The sequence below is a fragment of the Citrobacter sp. R56 genome (assembly GCF_016811995.1).
Taxonomy (GTDB): Bacteria; Pseudomonadota; Gammaproteobacteria; order Enterobacterales; family Enterobacteriaceae; genus Citrobacter_D; species Citrobacter_D enshiensis.
On the sequence record NZ_CP069159.1, the window covers coordinates 818,173 to 835,538 of the forward strand.

Consider the following 17,366-nt stretch of genomic DNA (forward strand, 5'->3'; position numbering starts at 1 on the left):
ATTATTTCTGCTCTTCACAGCGTTGCACGGTATCGACGATCATCTGATAACCGGTGCAACGACACAGATTCCCAGCCAGGCCGCGGCGGATCTCAAGAATGGTTAGCGGCTGATTACGCGGTTTAGCCAGCATCGCGGTTGTTGCCATGATCAAACCTGGCGTGCAAAAGCCGCACTGTACGGCGCCGGATTTCGCGTAAGCCATTTGAACGTGGGAAAGCTGGCCACCAACCGATTCGCCTTCCAGAGTGCGGATATGCTTTCCTTCCGCCCATGCGGCCAGATACAGACAGCTGTCGATGGCCGTTCCGTCGACCAGTACGGTACAGGCGCCGCATTCACCTACACAGCACCCTTGCTTCACGCTGAGCAACCCCTGTTCGCGTAACAGTTCGGAGAGCGGCATCCCCGGCATGATGCTTAGCTGAAAGGGGATGCCATTGATTTCGCATTCCATCGCGATTCTGTCGGTGTGGTTCATTGCAGTACTCCCCCCGCCGCGACGACGGCTTCACTGATCACTTTTTTCGTCATTGTCTGGATGAGATGTAGACGAAACTCCTTACTGGCACGCCAGGAAGAGCGCGGAGCGACGTCCTGGATGACGGCTTCGCTGATGGCGTCCAGCGTTTGCTGGGTTAATGGTGCATTTTGCGCGGTCTGTTCGGCATGCTGACAGCGGATTGGCGTTGGTGCAGCGACGCCAAAAGCCAGCCTTAACTCACTGAAATTACTGTTATCCAGTCGACAGAAGGCTGCACAACCGATCGTGGATATATCCATGGCGTCACGCATTGCATATTTAAAATGCGCGCTGCCGCTATGGGTTACAGGCTGCGGTGGGAAGTGGAAGGCGACCAGAATTTCATCATGCTCAAGAGAAACCTTGCCAGGACCGGTGTGAAAACCGTTAATCGCGGCGAAACGCACCCCTTTTGGTGAGTGAATCTCAAGTGTGGCGTTATAGATTAAGGTTGGCGTCGCAGAATCTGCGCTGGTCGCGCCGTTGCATATATTGCCGCCGTAGGTGGCGACGTTACGGATTTGCGGTCCGGCGATGGAGGCGGCTGCGGCGCACAACGCAGGGAGATGATGTTGCGTTAAAGGGTGTTCAATCAGTTCGTTAAAGGTGGTGGCGGAGCCTATTCGCAGTTCACCATCATCGGTAAGCGTAATCCCTTTCAGCTCCGCCAGATTGTGAATATCGACAATATGGCGATAGCGGTCATTGTGATGATGAAGTTGAATGAGCACGTCGGTCCCACCTGCCAGCAGCTTCGCTTGCGGATAGTTTGTCAGCAGGCTGATGGCATCGGAAATAGCCGAAGCGCGGTGGTAAGAAGCAAAATCAAACATGGTGATATCCTCAAATCAAACCTGCCAGATGGAACTCCTCAAACAGACGTTTCGGCGTCAGGGGCAGCGTATCTATGGCTACGCCTGTTGCCATTCTTACTGCATTGCGAATGGCCGCTGCGACGGGAATGATGGGGGGCTCACCCAGTGATTTATGTCCGTAAGCGGATTGCGGCTCCTGCGTTTCGACAAAGGCGCTTTCCAGTTGCGGGAGGTCGGGCATGGTGGGCATTTTGTAATCCAGAAGGTTGGGATTACGCACAATGCCGCTGTCTGCATCGATGATCATCTCTTCAAACAGCGACCAGCCAATGCCCATCCCCATGCCGCCGTGGACCTGACCTTTCGCCAGCAACGGGTTCAGGATGTGCCCGGAATCGTGGACGTTAAGGATTCGGTTAATGGTGACCTTGCACAACGCGATATCGACCGTCAGATCGACAAACGTGCAGCCAAACGCGGGCGGATTCGAGGTTGTCTTTACCGAGCATTCAGCTGACAGCTGACCGCCGCGCTCCGGATGATAAAACGAATCCATGGCCAGCTCTTTTAAGGACAGTAACGGATCGTCAGGACGATCGGTGAGGACGATATTGCCTCCCGTCAGCGTCAGACTCATGGCTGACTGGTGTACTATTTCAGCGGCATGCGCCAGGATCTTTTCCCGCAACTGCAATGCCGCTTTGCGCAGTGCCGGAGCGGCAACATAACTCTGGCGAGAGGCGAATGCGCCTGGGTCGAACGGCGTAATATCGGTGTCCTGTGTTGAAATGACGTGCACATCGCTGACCGGTACGCCGACGGTTTCAGCCACCATCTGCGAGAACACGGTATCGGCCCCCTGACCAATTTCGGTAGCGCCGCTCTGAACGTTGATCGTTCCGTCCTGATTCATCAACAGACGGGCTCCGGAGATCTCGACCCCCACAGGCCAGGTGTTGGATGTATAACTAAAGCAGGCGACGCCAATCCCCCGACGGATATTACCCTGCGGGTGGTTCTGGCATTCAGCGTGGCGCGTATCCCACTCGAACAGTTCGCGGCCTTTTTCCAGACATTCCGGGAGTCCTGCACTGTAGATGCGTTTCCCCGTTATTGGATTCGAATCTCCCTCTCGGGCAGCATTACGTAAACGGATATCCACCGGATCGATGCCTAATGCGGCGGCGGCGTCATCCAACATGGATTCTACGGCGAATACCACCTGTGGCGCGCCATATCCGCGCATCGCGCCTGCGGAGGGGAGATTGGTGTAGCACGTCGTGGAGCGGTAAGCGTAAGCGCTGCGAGGATAAAGATACGCGACCTTATTACCACCGGCAGAAGCGATGGAGTGGCCGTGCGAGGCGTAAGCACCGGTATTTGACAGGACATCAAGACTGTAGCCTTTCAGCGTGCCGTCACGGTTAATGCCCAGTTGCCCGCTAATTGTAAACGCATGGCGGGTGCGCGAAGCGAGGAAACACTCTTCGCGGCTGAGAGACACTTTCACTGGAATGCCGCCGAGTTTGCTGGTCAGAAATGCTGCCATCGGTTCTTCCAACACATCTTGCTTGTTGCCAAAACCACCGCCGACATACGGTTTGATAACACGAACGCACGACCACGGAATACCAAGCGCCTGACCAACTACCCGACGCACAATATGGGGGATCTGCGTGCTGGAGACGATCGAAATTCGGGAATCCTCTTCCATCCAGGCAAAAGAGGTCACGCTTTCCATATGGCAATGCTGAATGACGGGAGTCTGATAGCGGCCCTGAATCTTATAGTCCGCCGCATCAATCGCTTGCTGTACATTACCGGTCGTCATTTCGCTCTGTTTAAGCAGATTTCCACCGGCATGGATCTCGACGGCGTCAGGCGCCAGAGCCGCTTCCGGCGTGGTAATCACAGGTAACGATTGCCATTCGACACTGACCAGCAGCGCCGCTTTTTCTGCGGTTAATTCATCTCTTGCCACAACGATAGCGACAGCATCCCCGTGATGGCGGACGTGGCGGGTCAGCAGATAACGGTCGGCAACATCACGTTTCTTGTCATCCAGGCTCCAGGCATGACCTGCTGTCGCAAACGGAATATCAGGCACATCCTCCCAGGTAAAGACGGCCAGCACCCCAGGCAAATTTTTGGCCTGGTCACAGTTGATGCTAGCGGCATAACCATGGGCAATAGGGCTACGAACGTATTTCGCGTAGCACATGCCCGCCATAACATAATCATCAGTGTATCGAGCCCGCCCGGTGACTTTCGCAATGGCATCCACGCGCATGCATGATTCCCCGGTTGCGGTTGCTTCCCGCGCTTCCATAGACGTCCCCTTGATTTGAACATTTGGTTCTTAAGGCCATGTATTCGTCAAATTAGGCAAGAATTACGCCAGAAGCCCAAATTGGCGGCAGGATGTCAGGGAAGTGTGATGATGTTAAAAATATAACGCTGCCATGATGGTAATAACCGCAGAATTCTGTCTACTCCACTTATCATTATGAGTTTAATCAAATCATTGTGATACACGGGCGTCACGTCGTGATACCGCTCATGGCGAGCCTTTCCGGACGCAATACATTGGGCATCCGGCTTCTGGCTGTTATTATAGGGTGTCTGGAAATATTGCGAGGAATGGTTTTGAGTGCGGGATGCCTGAACAAAAATAGCCTGAGTATTGCGATGTTACTGTGCGCGGGGCTGCTATTAGCCGGTTGCTCCAGCGATCAATCCTCTGATGCAGGCAGCTATTCTGGTTCTGTTTATACTGTGAAGCGCGGGGATACGCTCTATCGCATTTCGCGTGTGACGGGAACCAGCGTTAAAGAAATCGCGCGTCTTAACGGAATTTCGCCGCCTTATACCATTGAAGTCGGGCAAAAACTGAAAGTCAGCGGCGGAGCCAAAACCAGTACTGCATCCAGCAAAAAGACAACGAAATCCTCGACAAAAACGGCTGCTGTTACACCGTCTTCTGCAGTGCCGCAGTCTTCCTGGCCTCCGGTGGGGCAACGTTGCTGGGTATGGCCTGCCAACGGTAAAGTTATTCTGCGGTATTCGACAGCGGATGGCGGTAATAAAGGGATTGATATTTCCGCCGCGTCTGGAACCCCGATCTATGCGGCGGGCGCAGGGAAGGTGGTGTATGTCGGCAACCAATTGCGTGGCTACGGCAACCTCATCATGATTAAACACAATGAGGAATACATCACTGCGTACGCGCATAACGACACGATGCTGGTGAATAACGGGCAAAGCGTGAAAGCCGGGCAGAAAATTGCCACAATGGGGAGCTCTGACGCCGCTTCCGTGCGGCTGCATTTCCAGATCCGCTATCGCGCTACGGCGATCGATCCTCTGCGATATTTACCGCCGCAAGGGAGTAAACCAAAATGCTGACGGCGAATTAATCGCCAGTCAGTGTGCGAGTCCCTTGCTAACAAGAGCGTAAGGTTTATAATGCCTTACGCAATTCAAAGCGGGCGTAGTTCAATGGTAGAACGAGAGCTTCCCAAGCTCTATACGAGGGTTCGATTCCCTTCGCCCGCTCCATCATCTCCCCCTTGTGGCAAACCTTCGTTAAACTCGTTTTTCTTTCAACAGCTTACTTAACATAAGTTATCGTGAACGTTCGACCAATGAACGACGATTTACCAGCACAAGGTACACTGTTAGTTGTCACGGATAGTTACTCTGGAAGTGATGAAGTCGCTACGCTCCGCTTGTTGCTTGTACCACTAACGGGGCTTTATGGTCGCCATTGTCTGAAATCAGGGTATTGTTTCTACAACACACACCAGATAACCTAAGGCTAATCCTAGTATTGAATCTGCTAACAAGGGTTCACTCAATGTCATATACAGAAATTCAACCTGTTTCATTCAATGAGTTAGTGGGTGAAGAGATTGTAGATCTAATTTTCGACAAAGCCCCAACAAAAGTTTTATCACGCGTCGTGAATGCAATCATGCACGTAGAGAGGGCAAAAAAACTAAAAGATATTGATGCTGAGATGGCCTCGATCAGACTTATTGCAGCAGAAGAGGAGTTAGTTGTTGCAATATTTGAATGGCTGAAACTCAATAAAGAGAAAATGCCTCAGCATACTGAATTGGTCAAAAGTTATAAAAATCACCAAGTTAAGTTGATGTTTGTTCCAGTACTTCTTCTTATGAAGAATATCCTTTGGCATTGTGCCTTGCCAATACCTAGTCTAAATGAGCAAGATCTAAAGGTTTGTCCTAAATATGATGATGGTAAAATTGTTCTCATGTTCCAATTGCCATTCTCAGAAGTGATTTTTGCATTAAATCCATTGTCTGTATTTATCACTATGGGCGATGATGTGGGTGAAAATGAAGTAGTTGATTCATTGTATTCAGAATTAGAAGATAAAGTGAAAATAAAATACGGCATGACAATAAAACAATTTATTAAAGAACGTGCCGAATTTAGAAACACCCTTCTTTATGCTGGGGATGCGATGCCTGTCAATTATATGGTTGATTATGAGGAGATGACATCTACTTGTTATAGTGCCTATGAAGCCTTGTTATGGTCTTTAGCAGCGCTCCTAACAAATGATCCATTATCACCAAATCTTGGAACAGTTAGCCAATTTGTTGCTATTTACAAAAAAGTCTTATTAGATTCTAAAGTTATAAAATTAAAAGAATAATGTGATGAATATTGCAGTGAACATTTTCACCTTGTTTGGAAAGTAAAATATCTCATAACTGGTAATCTGTAGGCAATAAAAAAAGCCAACCCGTTAAGGTCAGCCTTTTTAAAACACAGTCAGTTAGCGCAGCGTTCGCTTTTTTGCCAGTGGTACACTCAAAGCATACTCAAAACAGTGTTGCACTTCCAGGCGACACAGATCAGTGTTACAGATCCTCAACTCCTTACACAGCGCTTTACGGTTAATTACTCCCGCAGACCCGGATACGTAAACTTGACTGTAACCATCCCGCATAATCGTACCATTCACATTTCGAGATCTTCCGGCATACCCAGTCTTATAACTCCAAATTCTGTACCAGGTAATCAATAAACTTGCGGCATTTAAGGCTGATCCGATGGTCTCCAGCGTAGACAATAGTGATGTCTTGTACCGGCAGTTTATAATCGGGAAAGAGTTGTACCAGTTTGCCGCTGGCGATTTCAGCTCTGACTAGCCATTCGGGTAATACGGCGATACCGAGTCCGGCGCAGGCCATAGATTTAATAGCTGTTGAGGTATTTGAGTGGAATCTGGCAACTGCGCGGACATCAAACGGTTGCCCTTTTTCATCTGTCAGCGTCCATTGTGTCGGGGCCTGTAAATTGCTGTTGGCGATCCACGGCGCGGTATTCATATCTTCTGGTGAACTGAGGGGATTATTTTCAAGCCAGCAGGCAGAGGCGACCAGAACAATCGGGTAACTTGCCAGTTTTCGGCTTTTCAATGAAGAATCGCGTAAAGAGCCCAGTCGAATTGCCAGATCAAGCCGCTCAGTCACTAAATCATTCATTGAAGAGTCGGCATAATAATTAATATTTAAATTCGGATTAAGCTGGCAAAACTGACTTATCATCGGCAACAAATAATACTCACCAAATTCAGTTGTTGAAGTAACACTTAGCGTACCTGAGAGCGAACGATGGCTGTCGGATATATTTTCCAAGGAAGTCTGGATGTTGACGAAGATCTCGCGAAAATCGTTGTACAGCACTTCTCCTGCTTCTGTCAGCGAAATGCCGCGCGTATTGCGGATGAGCAATGGCACATTCAGCACTTCTTCAAGCGATTTCACATGGATACTGGCCATTGCCTTGCTGATGAACAGGCGCTCTGCGGCTTTGGTAAAGGAGCCACAATCTACAACGGAGATGAAAGTTTGAATTCGATTAAGGTGATTAAACATTAAGCGTTAAATTTTAGTAAATAACGTGTTTAATCTAGTTTAATCGACGCCGCTGGTCAAGCCAGTCTAGACTGCGCAGCGGAGGTCAAAATGACATATCGTTATCGCGTTGCGACGCTATTTTTAGCCGGTTTTTTCATCGATTGCATAAATATTTTTATGTCAGCAATCGCCTTGCCGGATATTTCCCGTCAGTTGCATGTCTCTGAATCCAGCGTGGCGTGGGTTGCCAACAGCTATATTTTAGGTCTGACCCTGATAATCCCATTAAGTATCTGGATCGCCAGCCATATAGGGGTGCGGATGACCATGATGGCCTCAATGGCGGTATTTACTGTGGGGGCGTTGTGCGCCGGATTATCAACCGACTTTAACGGGTTGATTATATTTCGCTTTTTACAAGGTGCAGGCGGAGGATTATTGATTCCGGTCGGTCAGGCGCTGACATTTGGTTTGTTTCAAAAAAACGAGCGGGCCAGGATCTCAACGCTGATTATGGCCGTCGCACTGATCGCACCCGCGATCTCACCTGCGGCAGGCGGCGCGATTGTTGATCACTTCTCCTGGCGCTGGGTATTCCTGTGTAATATTCCGTTCAGCCTGCTCACTGCTGCTCTGGCATGGTGGTGGATTAAAGCTGAGAAAACCACAGCCCAACGCCCGGATCTTGCCGGTCTGGCGCTGGTAAGCCTTGCTTTGGCGGCTTTGTTGATGGGGATGTCGCTTTATGCAGATGCGACAAATCCGGCGTTGCCGCTGGGGTTGGTGATAGTGGGCGTCATTTTTGCCGCGCTGTATGTGCGCCATTATCGTCGACAGCCTGATGCTATTGTGGATCTCAGTGTGTTGAGCAATCCGCGAATGCGCTTCTCTGTGCTGGTGTATTACGCCGTGCCGGGCATTTTTACGGGTGTGAACCTGCTTAACATCTTCTTTCTACAACAGGTGATGGGGTGGGGGGCCAGTGAAACCGGGCTACTGATGGTGTTGTACGCAGCCGGATCGTTCTGTGCTATGAGCGTCTGTGGTCGTTTCTATAACCGTGTTGGTGCGGCAAAACTCTTTCTCCCTGGTTTGATCTGCCATGCGGCGGGTATTGCGCTATTGTCGCTGGTGGGTGCCGACTACGGGTTGCCTGTGCTGGTACTGGCATATTTGCTAATGGGTATAGGTGGCGGTATTGGCGCAAATACCGCACAAACTACCGCGATGATCGACTTCACTGGCGAACATTTGTCCCGGGCCAGCACGGTCTGGAACCTCAACCGGCAGATGTCATTTAGCGTTGGTGCTGCGCTTTTTACACTGCTGTTTAATCTGTTGCAGCAACACACCACGACAACATCTGCTTATCACACGGCCTTCCTTATTGCTGCGCTGCTTGGCCTGCTGCCCCTGCTTACTCTTATGTCACTCAATAAACAACCGGAGTCGTTATGCAATCAAAAAGAGAATTAATTGCACATCAAAGCGTAGTAGATCTGCATCGATGGATTGAAGAGGTGTTCGCGGGGCGTTCTGATTATCCCGCCGCATTGAATCGCCTGCTCGGCAGTTTCAGCCCGTCGTTCAAAATGGTGACCATGAAAGGACAGAGTATTGGTTTTGCGGAGGTGGAAAAACTGTTTCGCAATAACATCGGTGGTCGCCCGAACCTGCACATTGATATTGATAGCTTTGAAACCCTGCAGTTGTCGGCGTCTTCAGTCATTTGCCGTTACCGTGAAACTCATCGCAATGAGGGCAATGTGCACTCTCGCTGGTCGGTTGCTGTGATTGATATCCAGAATGAGCAACCCTGCTGGCATTATCTGCATGAAACAGCGATTGCGGACTGATGATGAAGTCATATTAGATTGAACAGTGCCGAAATCTGACTGACCACATACAGGAAAGGGCGTCCATCACATCACTACATTCGATGTTTCAAGGGCGGCTGTAGTTGCGATTTTTGAATGATATTATGTGGCGAGCATTAAATGCCGTTAGATTGCAGGGTGAGGTTAATTATCAGAATATCTCATCTTCGAATAACTCAGTATTCCGTAGCTATGTCAGTATGAACTTAATTGCTGACAGGACGAAATACATTGAACATGCGATTTGTATTACCCGGAACCCCCATCGGACATAGCGCCATTGATGCCGTTCTCTGGCATCAGCCTCTGCAATAGCAGGGTCGCTATGCTCTTTTTTTCGCTTTGTCCTTAGAGCATCAACGGCCCACAGAACAAGGATCGCGGCAACGATTGTTTTCAGGAGAAGGCTGATATCCACGGTAAAGAGGTCCGGCTTATCTGTTTAAGAAACCAGACTAACCGAAAGGCCCTATTATAACCATGGTTAAATGTGATATTAGTTCATTGCAATTTTAATCAGCCCGGTTATTAGTTTAGGTCAGAAGCGGAAAGCCCCTGTCTCTGGGCGAATATACGACTCTGTCAGAAATGACGCGCTGCGTCCTTGAGTAACACGGCTTTAAGCCTCCTGACCGTTTCACTTCCTTCTCATCGCCGTTATTAAATAGCGTGCAGCGGTCAACCAGACCCAGCCACAGAATAATCAGACTGCCGGATTTAAGTCAGGGGAGAATGAGGTCGCCTTTAAGGATAAGGAACTGGCACCTTACAGGTCGATGGTGGAAGAAGGATTGAGCGATTGTGCCAGTGTGTCCCTCATGGATGCCGCGAGGGTCGTCCCTCATCAACCGAATAATGCTCTAATCACAAATTTGCTGAGTACGTTACGATTTCCCTGATGCAGGAGTGGCACATCATCATGACTATCGTTGACCATACCATTGCTGGTTATCCCGATTTTGAGCTAGGTCTGAGCCCCCAGCGCGCTGTGCCTTATCGAATCTACCAACCCGAACGGGGAAGTAATGGGCTCGTCGTCTATTTACCTGGTTTTGGTGCTGATCTTGGTGGGTATACCCAGGCCTTCTGCGAAAAGGTTGCCGGGCGTCACGGCTGTGCGGCTCTGAGCATCGAATATTTTTGCATGCGTTCACGTCCTCAGGTCGGAGCCAAAGTCACGTTTGAACCTGAAGACCGTCGTCAACTCGAAGCTCATTTACCGCTCAAAATTGCCCGTTATGGCACAGATGAACAGGTGTTAAAGGCTGTTTGCGCCCTCAAACCAGACGCACCTCTTACGCTTACCGCCTCGTTGACGCCACCGGATGGTTCCTACCAAAACTTTGGCATCATGGCCGCACTGGACATTGTGGCTGCCATTAACGACGCCCTGACTCGTTATCCGATCAACCGTGACAACATCATATTGGTGGGCGCGTCTTACGGGGGATATCTTGCACAATTGGTGAATAAACTCAGGCCAGGCTTGGTTCGCGCGCTGTTTGATAACTCCTCCTGGGCTGAGCCTAACCTTACCTATGTCTTCGGGCGCGAAATAGGGGCATGTGAGTACTCCGCCGGGGCCAACGAACGGGTGACGCTGGCGATGAGCGTAAATTCTCCCTGGCGCAAAACCGCGGGGCACCCCCATTACTTCGGTCCGAGTGAATTTCTGATCCGGGGTTTTAGTCGTTCACAACTGGAGCAGATGGTCAGCCAGGGGGCTAATCAGACCTTCTGTCTGATGGTTCATTCTGCTGAAGATCGCAATATCGCCCCGCTGGCGGCTAAAGTGGAAATGGCGCAGACCATGCTGGAGCTGGGCTGGCCTGTCGAAATGCTGATCTATGATGCCAGTGACATTGATGGTAGCTACATCAAAAATACCGATCATGGCATGGGGCTTTCTATGTTTACCTTTTTCGAGCGCGGCTGTGAGATGCTTCACACCATAGCCCGCCCTTTCAAATACGCCGCCGCTGAGCACGTTATCTATCACGCCGGAAAGTATCGGTACGAATTTGACTATCGCCATGGCGATATCCGGGCCAGGCGCTGTTTACTCGACTGATCCGTGCCCAATAAAGCCGGTGATGAGAGCCTGTCAATCCATTACCAGCCCTGCATCGTCCCATCTTATTCAGGGGCATGCTGCACAAGAGGGGGAGGGTAGTATCCAGGCGAGGAAACCACCCGCTCCAGACTCAACTTTCCTTTGATAAATCAGCAGTTATAGAATTCTGTTAGCCAATTGAACTTAAACGATCCTCCCTCAGCACAAGTCCTGTTGTTAATAGATCCGTTTTAGTTCCGACCCTGACCTCGATTATGACGGGATCATATTAGAGGTTAGGGTCGGATTTCATCCCTAAAGCGAACGACGCGAATGGCGTGTCACTGACAAAACCATTGCCTGACAGAGACGTACTCGATTCCAACCGACCAGAGAACCTCAAAAAATAATGATGAGGTCACAAATATGCATAAACAACGAATGTCATCCGATAACAGGTTGATGCCTAATTTGCTGTTTTAACGAGAAAAATATAAATGAATCTTTACTAATTTGTATTGATTCATTTTTTTTTGAGCTTATGTTCAATCCTGTCTCGTTGTCTTCCGATATTAATTAGGAGACATTACGATAGTCGCATCATAAAGGATATAAATATGGATTATTAAATTTTTATACCATATTAAAAATTCCACATAAAAATAATCGAGTGGTTTTGCTGGATGCAAATTCATTTAACCATAATTAGTGGGGAGATTATGTCTGAAAAAAAAGTAAAAACTCCAGCACAGAGCATCCTTTTTTTTGGGATGGCAGTGGTAATCGTTTTTTTTATATGTTTCCTACCCACCCCGGAAGGGTTAACCCCTGAGGGGCAAAAGGCCTTAGCGCTATTTGTCGGTATTATTTTTCTGTGGGCCACAGAACCTGTTCCGCTCGCCATTGTTAGTTTAATTATGGTGCCAGTGGTGGTTGGCTTACAAATAATAACTGTGCCAAAAGCGTTAAATAACTTTTCTACATCGTCAATATTTTTAATTGTCTCTGCACTATTAATGGCACCTGCAATGTCAAAAAGTGGCTTTGCTGAGCGGTTAATTTATTGGCTGTTGTCAAAAGTAGGTTGTACCGCGGTACGTATTACATTAGGTATCACTATCGCAAATATTGCACTGGCATTCATCATTCCCTCTACGGCAGCCAGAACGGCGGCACTTTTGCCTATCTGTATTAGCATTATAGAAATTTTCAAAAAGAATTGCGGAATACCCAAAGACGAACGCAGTAAATTTGCCGTCGGATTATTGTTAACGCTGGCCTTTACCAATTCAATTATTAGTGCGGGTATATTGACGGCTACAATACCGAATCCTGTTACCGCTGACTTCATCTTTAAAGCGACCGGTACAAAGATTTCTTACGCCGAATGGTTCATGTACGGATTCCCTCCGGCACTTATTGTTACCATATTTGCATGGTGGTTGATTAAAACTGTATTTAAGGCAGAAGTTAATGAAATTCCTGGCGGGAAGGAACTGGTTGCAGAAAAACTGCACAGCATGGGGAAAATGTCATCTGATGAATGGAAGAGTTGTTTAATATTCCTGTTCGTCGTATTGATGTGGATGACAGGGAGCATTACTAACATTGATACCACAATCGCGGCGATTATCGGTGTCTGTCTGATGTTCCTCTTCGGCGTCATCAACTGGGGTGATGCTGCCAAAACGTCGGCTTTCCAGTTTATGCTAATCATGGGCGGTGGGTTCATTATCGCAGACCTGTTAATCTCGACAGGAGCCGCGAAATGGGTAGCGACATCGTTATTCCAGTTAATTAATGTCTCTGGTGAAGTCTCAATCCTGGCCTTACTGTTGATTGTTATTTTCATTGTGCAATACATGCACATCCCCTTTATGGGGACGACCAAAATGGCCACTATGCTCATCCCTATTGTGATCAGTATTGCTGAGGCTGCACATATCAATCCGATAATCCTGGCAATGCCGGCTGGTATGATTATAAGTGGATTTCCTTTATTCTTGTTTTTTAACACTATTTCAAGCTTATTAGTCTATGGCACAAATGAAATGAGAATGAGCGACTTTCCTAAGGTGGGCATTCCAATTTGTACCGTTGCCGTCTTTGTGTATAGCCTGATGGCCTTAACTTACTGGCGTTGGCTCGGTCTTTTCTAACTATCCGTTAATACCCTGTCGTAGGAGATGTGAAATGAGTAATACAGGATTTAGGATCTTTACTGAATTCAATCGCCCTGATCCAACCCTCGTCAATAATTTTAACGGGGTGCCCGTTGCAAATATCGCTGATTGTATGAACCGTTCCAGCGTTATGGCATCACGGATCTGTAAAATAGGGAAAAATAATCTCTTAGGTGTTGCCTTTACGGTGAAAACCCGGGCGGGGGACAACCTAATGGTGCATAAAGCATTACAAATGGCTTTACCAGGGGATGTCATTATCGTGGATGCCCGTGGAGATGTTTCCAATGCCATAATGGGCGAGCTAATGATAAGGACAGCAGAGCAAAAAAAACTTGCCGGTATCATTATTGATGGTGCCATTCGTGATGTCGCGGTTCTGAGCACATTAGATATTCCTGTTTACGCGGTTGGCGTAACACCCGCCGGGCCGTTCAAAGAAGGTCCCGGTGAAATTAATGTTCCCATTAGCGTGGGTGGTGTCGTGGTTAATCCCGGCGATATTTTGGTTGGAGATGACGATGGTGTTGTAGTAATCTCTCCCGGTGATGCGGAAGAGATTTACGAAAAGGCAAAAAGTAAAGGTGAGAAAGAGTTCGATTTAATTAAATTAATTAAAGAAGGTAGGCGAGACAACACCTGGGTAGATCAGGTTCTTCTGTCAAAGAAATGCGAGTTTATTAACTCTGCTTATAATAAGTAAGGAATCCAACCAGGTGTTTTTGTAAGCCGGGTGATTTTATATGAGTTGATTTCATCTTCTACCCAGGAGAATGCTATGTCTTAAATATAGTGTTCTCCTGATAAGCAGAGGAAAAAAGATATCACCCTTTCTCTATTCTATGGATTTATTCAACGAAGATAATACCGGGTTTCTTAAAGGCTTCTATGAATCATGGGGGAATTTCCCGAAAAGATCACCACTGACTGGCAGCGTTTATTTGTTGCACCCTGTACTCCGACAAGCTCACAGACCGCATTCTTGGGGGCCATTGTTGGGCCTCAGGTTTCTGAATTGATTAATGAAGTGGTACCGGGAGACTAGCAACGGAGAGTGGTTTTCCTCACGTAATGAGCAATCTGGTTGTTGCTGAGAATGCGGATATTGCTATGCCTGGAGGTCAGTGAGTGGGCTATACCGGAGCGGTGAGTGAGTTTGTTTAAATTTAGCCAAATTCTTTGTCAAGAATGAGTACAACGGCATGGTTTTAACAAAATTCAATTTATCGCTCTTAAGAAGTTCTGTATTAATTAGCTTTTAAGCATCAATGAATTGTTGTGACAGGCTGGGGGATTGCATGAATGTTAAGCAGTTGAGGTACTTCTGTAAGGTTGTGGAAAAAAACGGTATTAACCCTGCGGCAGCTGACTTACAAATTGGTGCAACGACGATCAGCATGCAAATCGCCGCCTTAGAAAAAGAAATGAACAATGAGTTATTCAATCGAAGTACCCGCCCAATGACACTGACCAAATTTGGTCGGTTTGTCTACCAACGGTCACAGGAAATTATATTTAACTTCGATTCCTTTGAAAATGATATTTGTAGTTACACCAACTCTGAATCCACCTCATTAAACATAGGTGTAATTCGCTCGCTTATTTTCAATATTTTGCCAGAAACCATAAAGCAGTTTACTAATAGCTTCGGACATATTGATATTAATTTAAAGGAAGGACTCTCCACAAATCAATATGAGTTATTAGCTGAGCAGGTTATTGATTTAGGTTTCGTCCGTGCTATGGAGCAAAAACAGGAGGTGGATAATGATTTTTGTCGGGAGTTGATTCTTATCGATCCGTTATTTGCTGCCGTACCAAAAAATCATTATCTTACAAGGAATAAATTTATAACTCTGAAAGATTTTTGCAACTCGCCATTTATTACTTTTCCGGGTAATCAAAAAAGCGAGTTCTCAGATACCGTTGTTGAAAAAATCAAACAAAATGGGTTGTCCCCGGTGATTTCCTACAAAGCCAGAGAAATACATTCCGCGTTATCCTTCGTGGCCGCTGGACTGGGGGTTACCTTAGTTGGCAAAACCGTCATTGATAATAATCGACAGGATATTGCATTTCTGCCCATCTCGGACTTTCACTGTAATTGTTATATCTATGCAATTTACCGATCAAAAAATACCAACCCCAACATTCAACACTTCCTCAGTACGATGAAAAAGGTCGCATTGAATTAGTGCCTGCGTCATCTCGCCCCCTTGTGGACAGGGGGCAACGAGTGCTGCTGCTCTCTGTCCAACGAGCGGATGAACTCCATCTTCCCGGAACACCAGAATACAATGGCAACCGCGCCTTCCGGAGAATCGAGTACTGTTCATGGCTATCAACAGTACTCGATTCCGTTCCTGAAACCACTACGTCACGGCATACCGCCTGGTCAAAACTGCAGTTGACGCAGATAAGCTATGCTGTCGCTCAGCGCTTCTCCCTGCAACTCCTCAACGATGATTGGGACCTGAGTGAGTCCGTGATTTGCCAGCATCGTAAGCACTTTCTCATAATCAATAAGGCCCTCATTCAGACGAACTGGGATTTTTTGCTCCCCTTCGAGGACGAAATTTTTAAAGTGGAACAGACGAATGCGTGGTCCGTGCTGGTTAAGGAAATCTTCGAAGATAGACTCCCATGACGCCGCATTGTCAGCATTGAGCAAATTGGCAATATCGAAGGTCACACAGAAGTGTTCGCCGAGTTGAGTATTCAGGCGCATCAGGCTGTCGGCATCATAAATGACATGATCGTATACAGGCTCAACCAGGAAACGACATTGCGCACGTTCCAGATTGGGCTGTAACTGCTGAAAACTGGCCAGTACGTGTTGAAAGGCGGGTTCTGAGTGGTTTTCCGGATGCCATGTCCATGCATCGTCATTCAGAGAGCCCGTTTCGCTACCGATGAGCCCGATACCGCAGCGCAGACCCATGTCGATATTGAACCGCGCGCGCTCTATCTCACTGGCCAAAAATGAGGTGTTCGAATGGACCGGGTTGAAGTAACTGGCGAGCAGGAACACCGATATCCCTGCTTCCTGAATCTGCTTAATATTGCCGACAATCGTCTCAATATCGCGGGCTTTGTATGCCTCTTCCCAGCTTTTGTGAATTGCCAGCTGCAGGCCGTCAATGCCCAGTTCACGGGAAAAGGCCACCATTTCTGCCGGGGTCTGCCCACTGAGGTCATGTCCCCGGGCACCAATGTTCAATTTACGCATAACGACTCCGTTAAAGTTCCATGGAAAAATGCCAGACAGTGATGTCGTTAGCGTCTTTATCCACAGGTGAAGAAAGGGGGGATACTTGTATGTTGATGCTATAGCAATGGTATCAGCCGTTTTCATCGCTGAATAGCCGCAGGTTTAACAGACACTTTAGAGTCATTAAAGATGGTTAAAGAGAGGTGCCCATGCTGCCTTCCGCCATACTGTCTTTGCTCATGGGGGGCTGCCAGTACGTTGGCCATAAACTGAGTTGAAAGCACAGGTTAGCTTGATACGCAGAGTAAGCGCTATGTCACATGTCTGAACCTATGGGGAAGGTTGTCTTTCATATCTGTTTTAGTGAACGTGTGTTTGATTTTATTTTTGAGCGGCGTATCCTGTCTTTACATTGAACAGGAGGAATGATGTCTCTGACTTCCCTACAACTCTTCAAAACTCTCTCCGATGAAACTCGTCTGGGCATCGTTTTGCTGCTCAGAGAGATGGGAGAACTGTGCGTGTGCGATCTCTGCACGGCACTGGATCAGTCTCAGCCCAAGATCTCTCGCCATCTGGCAATGCTACGGGAAAGCGGTTTATTGCTGGATCGTAAGCAGGGGAAATGGGTTCATTACCGATTATCTCCACATATTCCTTCCTGGTCTGCTCAGGTGATCGAGCAAGCCTGGTTAAGCCAACAGGACGACGTTCAGGCCATCGCCCGTAAGCTGGCATCCGCTAACTGTTCTGGCAGCGGTAAAGCGGTTTGCATCTAAAAAATTTGCCTGAACATATATGATTTTTCGA

The 17,366-nt window shown here is 47.8% G+C and carries 14 protein-coding genes and 1 tRNA gene; 10 read left to right on the top strand and 5 right to left on the bottom strand.

Translation table 11 applies throughout. The features are described from left to right. Position 1: 1 nt before the first annotated feature. From xdhC to xdhA, 3 genes are read right to left on the bottom strand one after another with little or no spacing between them, the layout of a single operon-like run. A complete protein-coding gene (gene xdhC, locus JM656_RS03905) occupies positions 2-481 on the bottom strand; it encodes a xanthine dehydrogenase iron sulfur-binding subunit XdhC (RefSeq protein WP_203360087.1) in 480 nt (159 codons plus the stop codon). Further along, positions 478-1,356: a xanthine dehydrogenase FAD-binding subunit XdhB gene (gene xdhB / locus JM656_RS03910; RefSeq protein WP_203360088.1), complete on the bottom strand. Its 879-nt coding sequence runs from the start codon at positions 1,354-1,356 to the stop codon at positions 478-480. The genes xdhC and xdhB overlap by 4 nt, the downstream gene beginning before the upstream one ends. A 10-nt stretch (positions 1,357-1,366) precedes the next feature. Further along, the gene (gene xdhA, locus JM656_RS03915; protein ID WP_203360089.1) at positions 1,367-3,667 is read right to left on the bottom strand and encodes a xanthine dehydrogenase molybdenum-binding subunit XdhA; all 2,301 of its coding nucleotides are present in this window, start codon (positions 3,665-3,667) and stop codon (positions 1,367-1,369) included. 317 nt (positions 3,668-3,984) lie between these two features. Here xdhA and actS point away from each other — a divergent pair, with 317 nt between their 5' ends. The 3 genes from actS to JM656_RS03930 all read left to right on the top strand — a co-directional run bounded on the left by actS (position 3,985) and on the right by JM656_RS03930 (position 6,022). Next, entirely contained in the window at positions 3,985-4,743 is a 759-nt protein-coding gene (actS, locus tag JM656_RS03920) for an amidase activator ActS (protein ID WP_203360090.1), read from the top strand. 79 nt (positions 4,744-4,822) lie between these two features. Next, positions 4,823-4,896: transfer RNA gene (locus JM656_RS03925), tRNA-Gly, on the top strand. A 298-nt stretch (positions 4,897-5,194) separates the two neighbouring features. Further along, a complete protein-coding gene (locus tag JM656_RS03930) occupies positions 5,195-6,022 on the top strand; it encodes a hypothetical protein (RefSeq protein ID WP_203360091.1) in 828 nt (275 codons plus the stop codon). A gap of 340 nt (positions 6,023-6,362) precedes the next feature. Here the strand turns inward: JM656_RS03930 and JM656_RS03935 are convergent, their stop codons facing one another. After that, positions 6,363-7,250: a LysR family transcriptional regulator gene (locus tag JM656_RS03935; RefSeq protein WP_203360092.1), complete on the bottom strand. Its 888-nt coding sequence runs from the start codon at positions 7,248-7,250 to the stop codon at positions 6,363-6,365. A gap of 90 nt (positions 7,251-7,340) precedes the next feature. Between JM656_RS03935 and JM656_RS03940 the strand changes: the two genes are divergently transcribed. The 6 genes from JM656_RS03940 to JM656_RS03965 all read left to right on the top strand — a co-directional run bounded on the left by JM656_RS03940 (position 7,341) and on the right by JM656_RS03965 (position 15,540). Continuing rightward, complete coding sequence (locus JM656_RS03940) at positions 7,341-8,708, top strand: MFS transporter (RefSeq protein WP_203360093.1); 1,368 nt, start codon at positions 7,341-7,343, stop codon at positions 8,706-8,708. Further along, positions 8,687-9,088 carry a hypothetical protein gene (locus JM656_RS03945; protein ID WP_203360094.1) on the top strand — a complete coding sequence of 134 codons (402 nt, stop codon included), beginning with the start codon at positions 8,687-8,689 and terminating at the stop codon, positions 9,086-9,088. The genes JM656_RS03940 and JM656_RS03945 overlap by 22 nt, the downstream gene beginning before the upstream one ends. 940 nt (positions 9,089-10,028) lie before the next feature. Beyond that, positions 10,029-11,180, top strand: a complete 1,152-nt coding sequence (locus JM656_RS03950) for a DUF2920 family protein (RefSeq protein ID WP_203360095.1) — start codon at positions 10,029-10,031, stop codon at positions 11,178-11,180. A gap of 701 nt (positions 11,181-11,881) precedes the next feature. After that, entirely contained in the window at positions 11,882-13,321 is a 1,440-nt protein-coding gene (locus tag JM656_RS03955) for a DASS family sodium-coupled anion symporter (RefSeq protein ID WP_203360096.1), read from the top strand. A gap of 34 nt (positions 13,322-13,355) precedes the next feature. Further along, a complete protein-coding gene (locus JM656_RS03960; protein ID WP_203360097.1) occupies positions 13,356-14,048 on the top strand; it encodes an RraA family protein in 693 nt (230 codons plus the stop codon). Between the two features lie 595 nt (positions 14,049-14,643). Next, the gene (locus tag JM656_RS03965) at positions 14,644-15,540 is read left to right on the top strand and encodes a LysR family transcriptional regulator (protein WP_203360098.1); all 897 of its coding nucleotides are present in this window, start codon (positions 14,644-14,646) and stop codon (positions 15,538-15,540) included. A gap of 200 nt (positions 15,541-15,740) precedes the next feature. On the opposite strand, the gene JM656_RS03970 is transcribed toward JM656_RS03965, so the two are convergent. Continuing rightward, entirely contained in the window at positions 15,741-16,574 is an 834-nt protein-coding gene (locus JM656_RS03970; protein ID WP_203360099.1) for a sugar phosphate isomerase/epimerase, read from the bottom strand. 407 nt (positions 16,575-16,981) lie between these two features. Here JM656_RS03970 and arsR point away from each other — a divergent pair, with 407 nt between their 5' ends. Further along, complete coding sequence (arsR, locus tag JM656_RS03975) at positions 16,982-17,335, top strand: As(III)-sensing metalloregulatory transcriptional repressor ArsR (RefSeq protein WP_192613370.1); 354 nt, start codon at positions 16,982-16,984, stop codon at positions 17,333-17,335. Positions 17,336-17,366: the final 31 nt, after the last annotated feature.

What these genes read in the sequence shown, in the direction of transcription:
- xdhC (WP_203360087.1), bottom strand. Translation starts at nt 481, where the DNA reads ATGAACCACACCGACAGAATCGCGATGGAATGCGAAATCAATGGCATC.
- xdhB (WP_203360088.1), bottom strand. Translation starts at nt 1,356, where the DNA reads ATGTTTGATTTTGCTTCTTACCACCGCGCTTCGGCTATTTCCGATGCC.
- xdhA (WP_203360089.1), bottom strand. Translation starts at nt 3,667, where the DNA reads ATGGAAGCGCGGGAAGCAACCGCAACCGGGGAATCATGCATGCGCGTG.
- JM656_RS03930 (WP_203360091.1), top strand. Translation starts at nt 5,195, where the DNA reads ATGTCATATACAGAAATTCAACCTGTTTCATTCAATGAGTTAGTGGGT.
- JM656_RS03935 (WP_203360092.1), bottom strand. Translation starts at nt 7,250, where the DNA reads ATGTTTAATCACCTTAATCGAATTCAAACTTTCATCTCCGTTGTAGAT.
- JM656_RS03940 (WP_203360093.1), top strand. Translation starts at nt 7,341, where the DNA reads ATGACATATCGTTATCGCGTTGCGACGCTATTTTTAGCCGGTTTTTTC.
- JM656_RS03945 (WP_203360094.1), top strand. Translation starts at nt 8,687, where the DNA reads ATGCAATCAAAAAGAGAATTAATTGCACATCAAAGCGTAGTAGATCTG.
- JM656_RS03950 (WP_203360095.1), top strand. Translation starts at nt 10,029, where the DNA reads ATGACTATCGTTGACCATACCATTGCTGGTTATCCCGATTTTGAGCTA.
- JM656_RS03955 (WP_203360096.1), top strand. Translation starts at nt 11,882, where the DNA reads ATGTCTGAAAAAAAAGTAAAAACTCCAGCACAGAGCATCCTTTTTTTT.
- JM656_RS03960 (WP_203360097.1), top strand. Translation starts at nt 13,356, where the DNA reads ATGAGTAATACAGGATTTAGGATCTTTACTGAATTCAATCGCCCTGAT.
- JM656_RS03965 (WP_203360098.1), top strand. Translation starts at nt 14,644, where the DNA reads ATGAATGTTAAGCAGTTGAGGTACTTCTGTAAGGTTGTGGAAAAAAAC.
- JM656_RS03970 (WP_203360099.1), bottom strand. Translation starts at nt 16,574, where the DNA reads ATGCGTAAATTGAACATTGGTGCCCGGGGACATGACCTCAGTGGGCAG.
- arsR (WP_192613370.1), top strand. Translation starts at nt 16,982, where the DNA reads ATGATGTCTCTGACTTCCCTACAACTCTTCAAAACTCTCTCCGATGAA.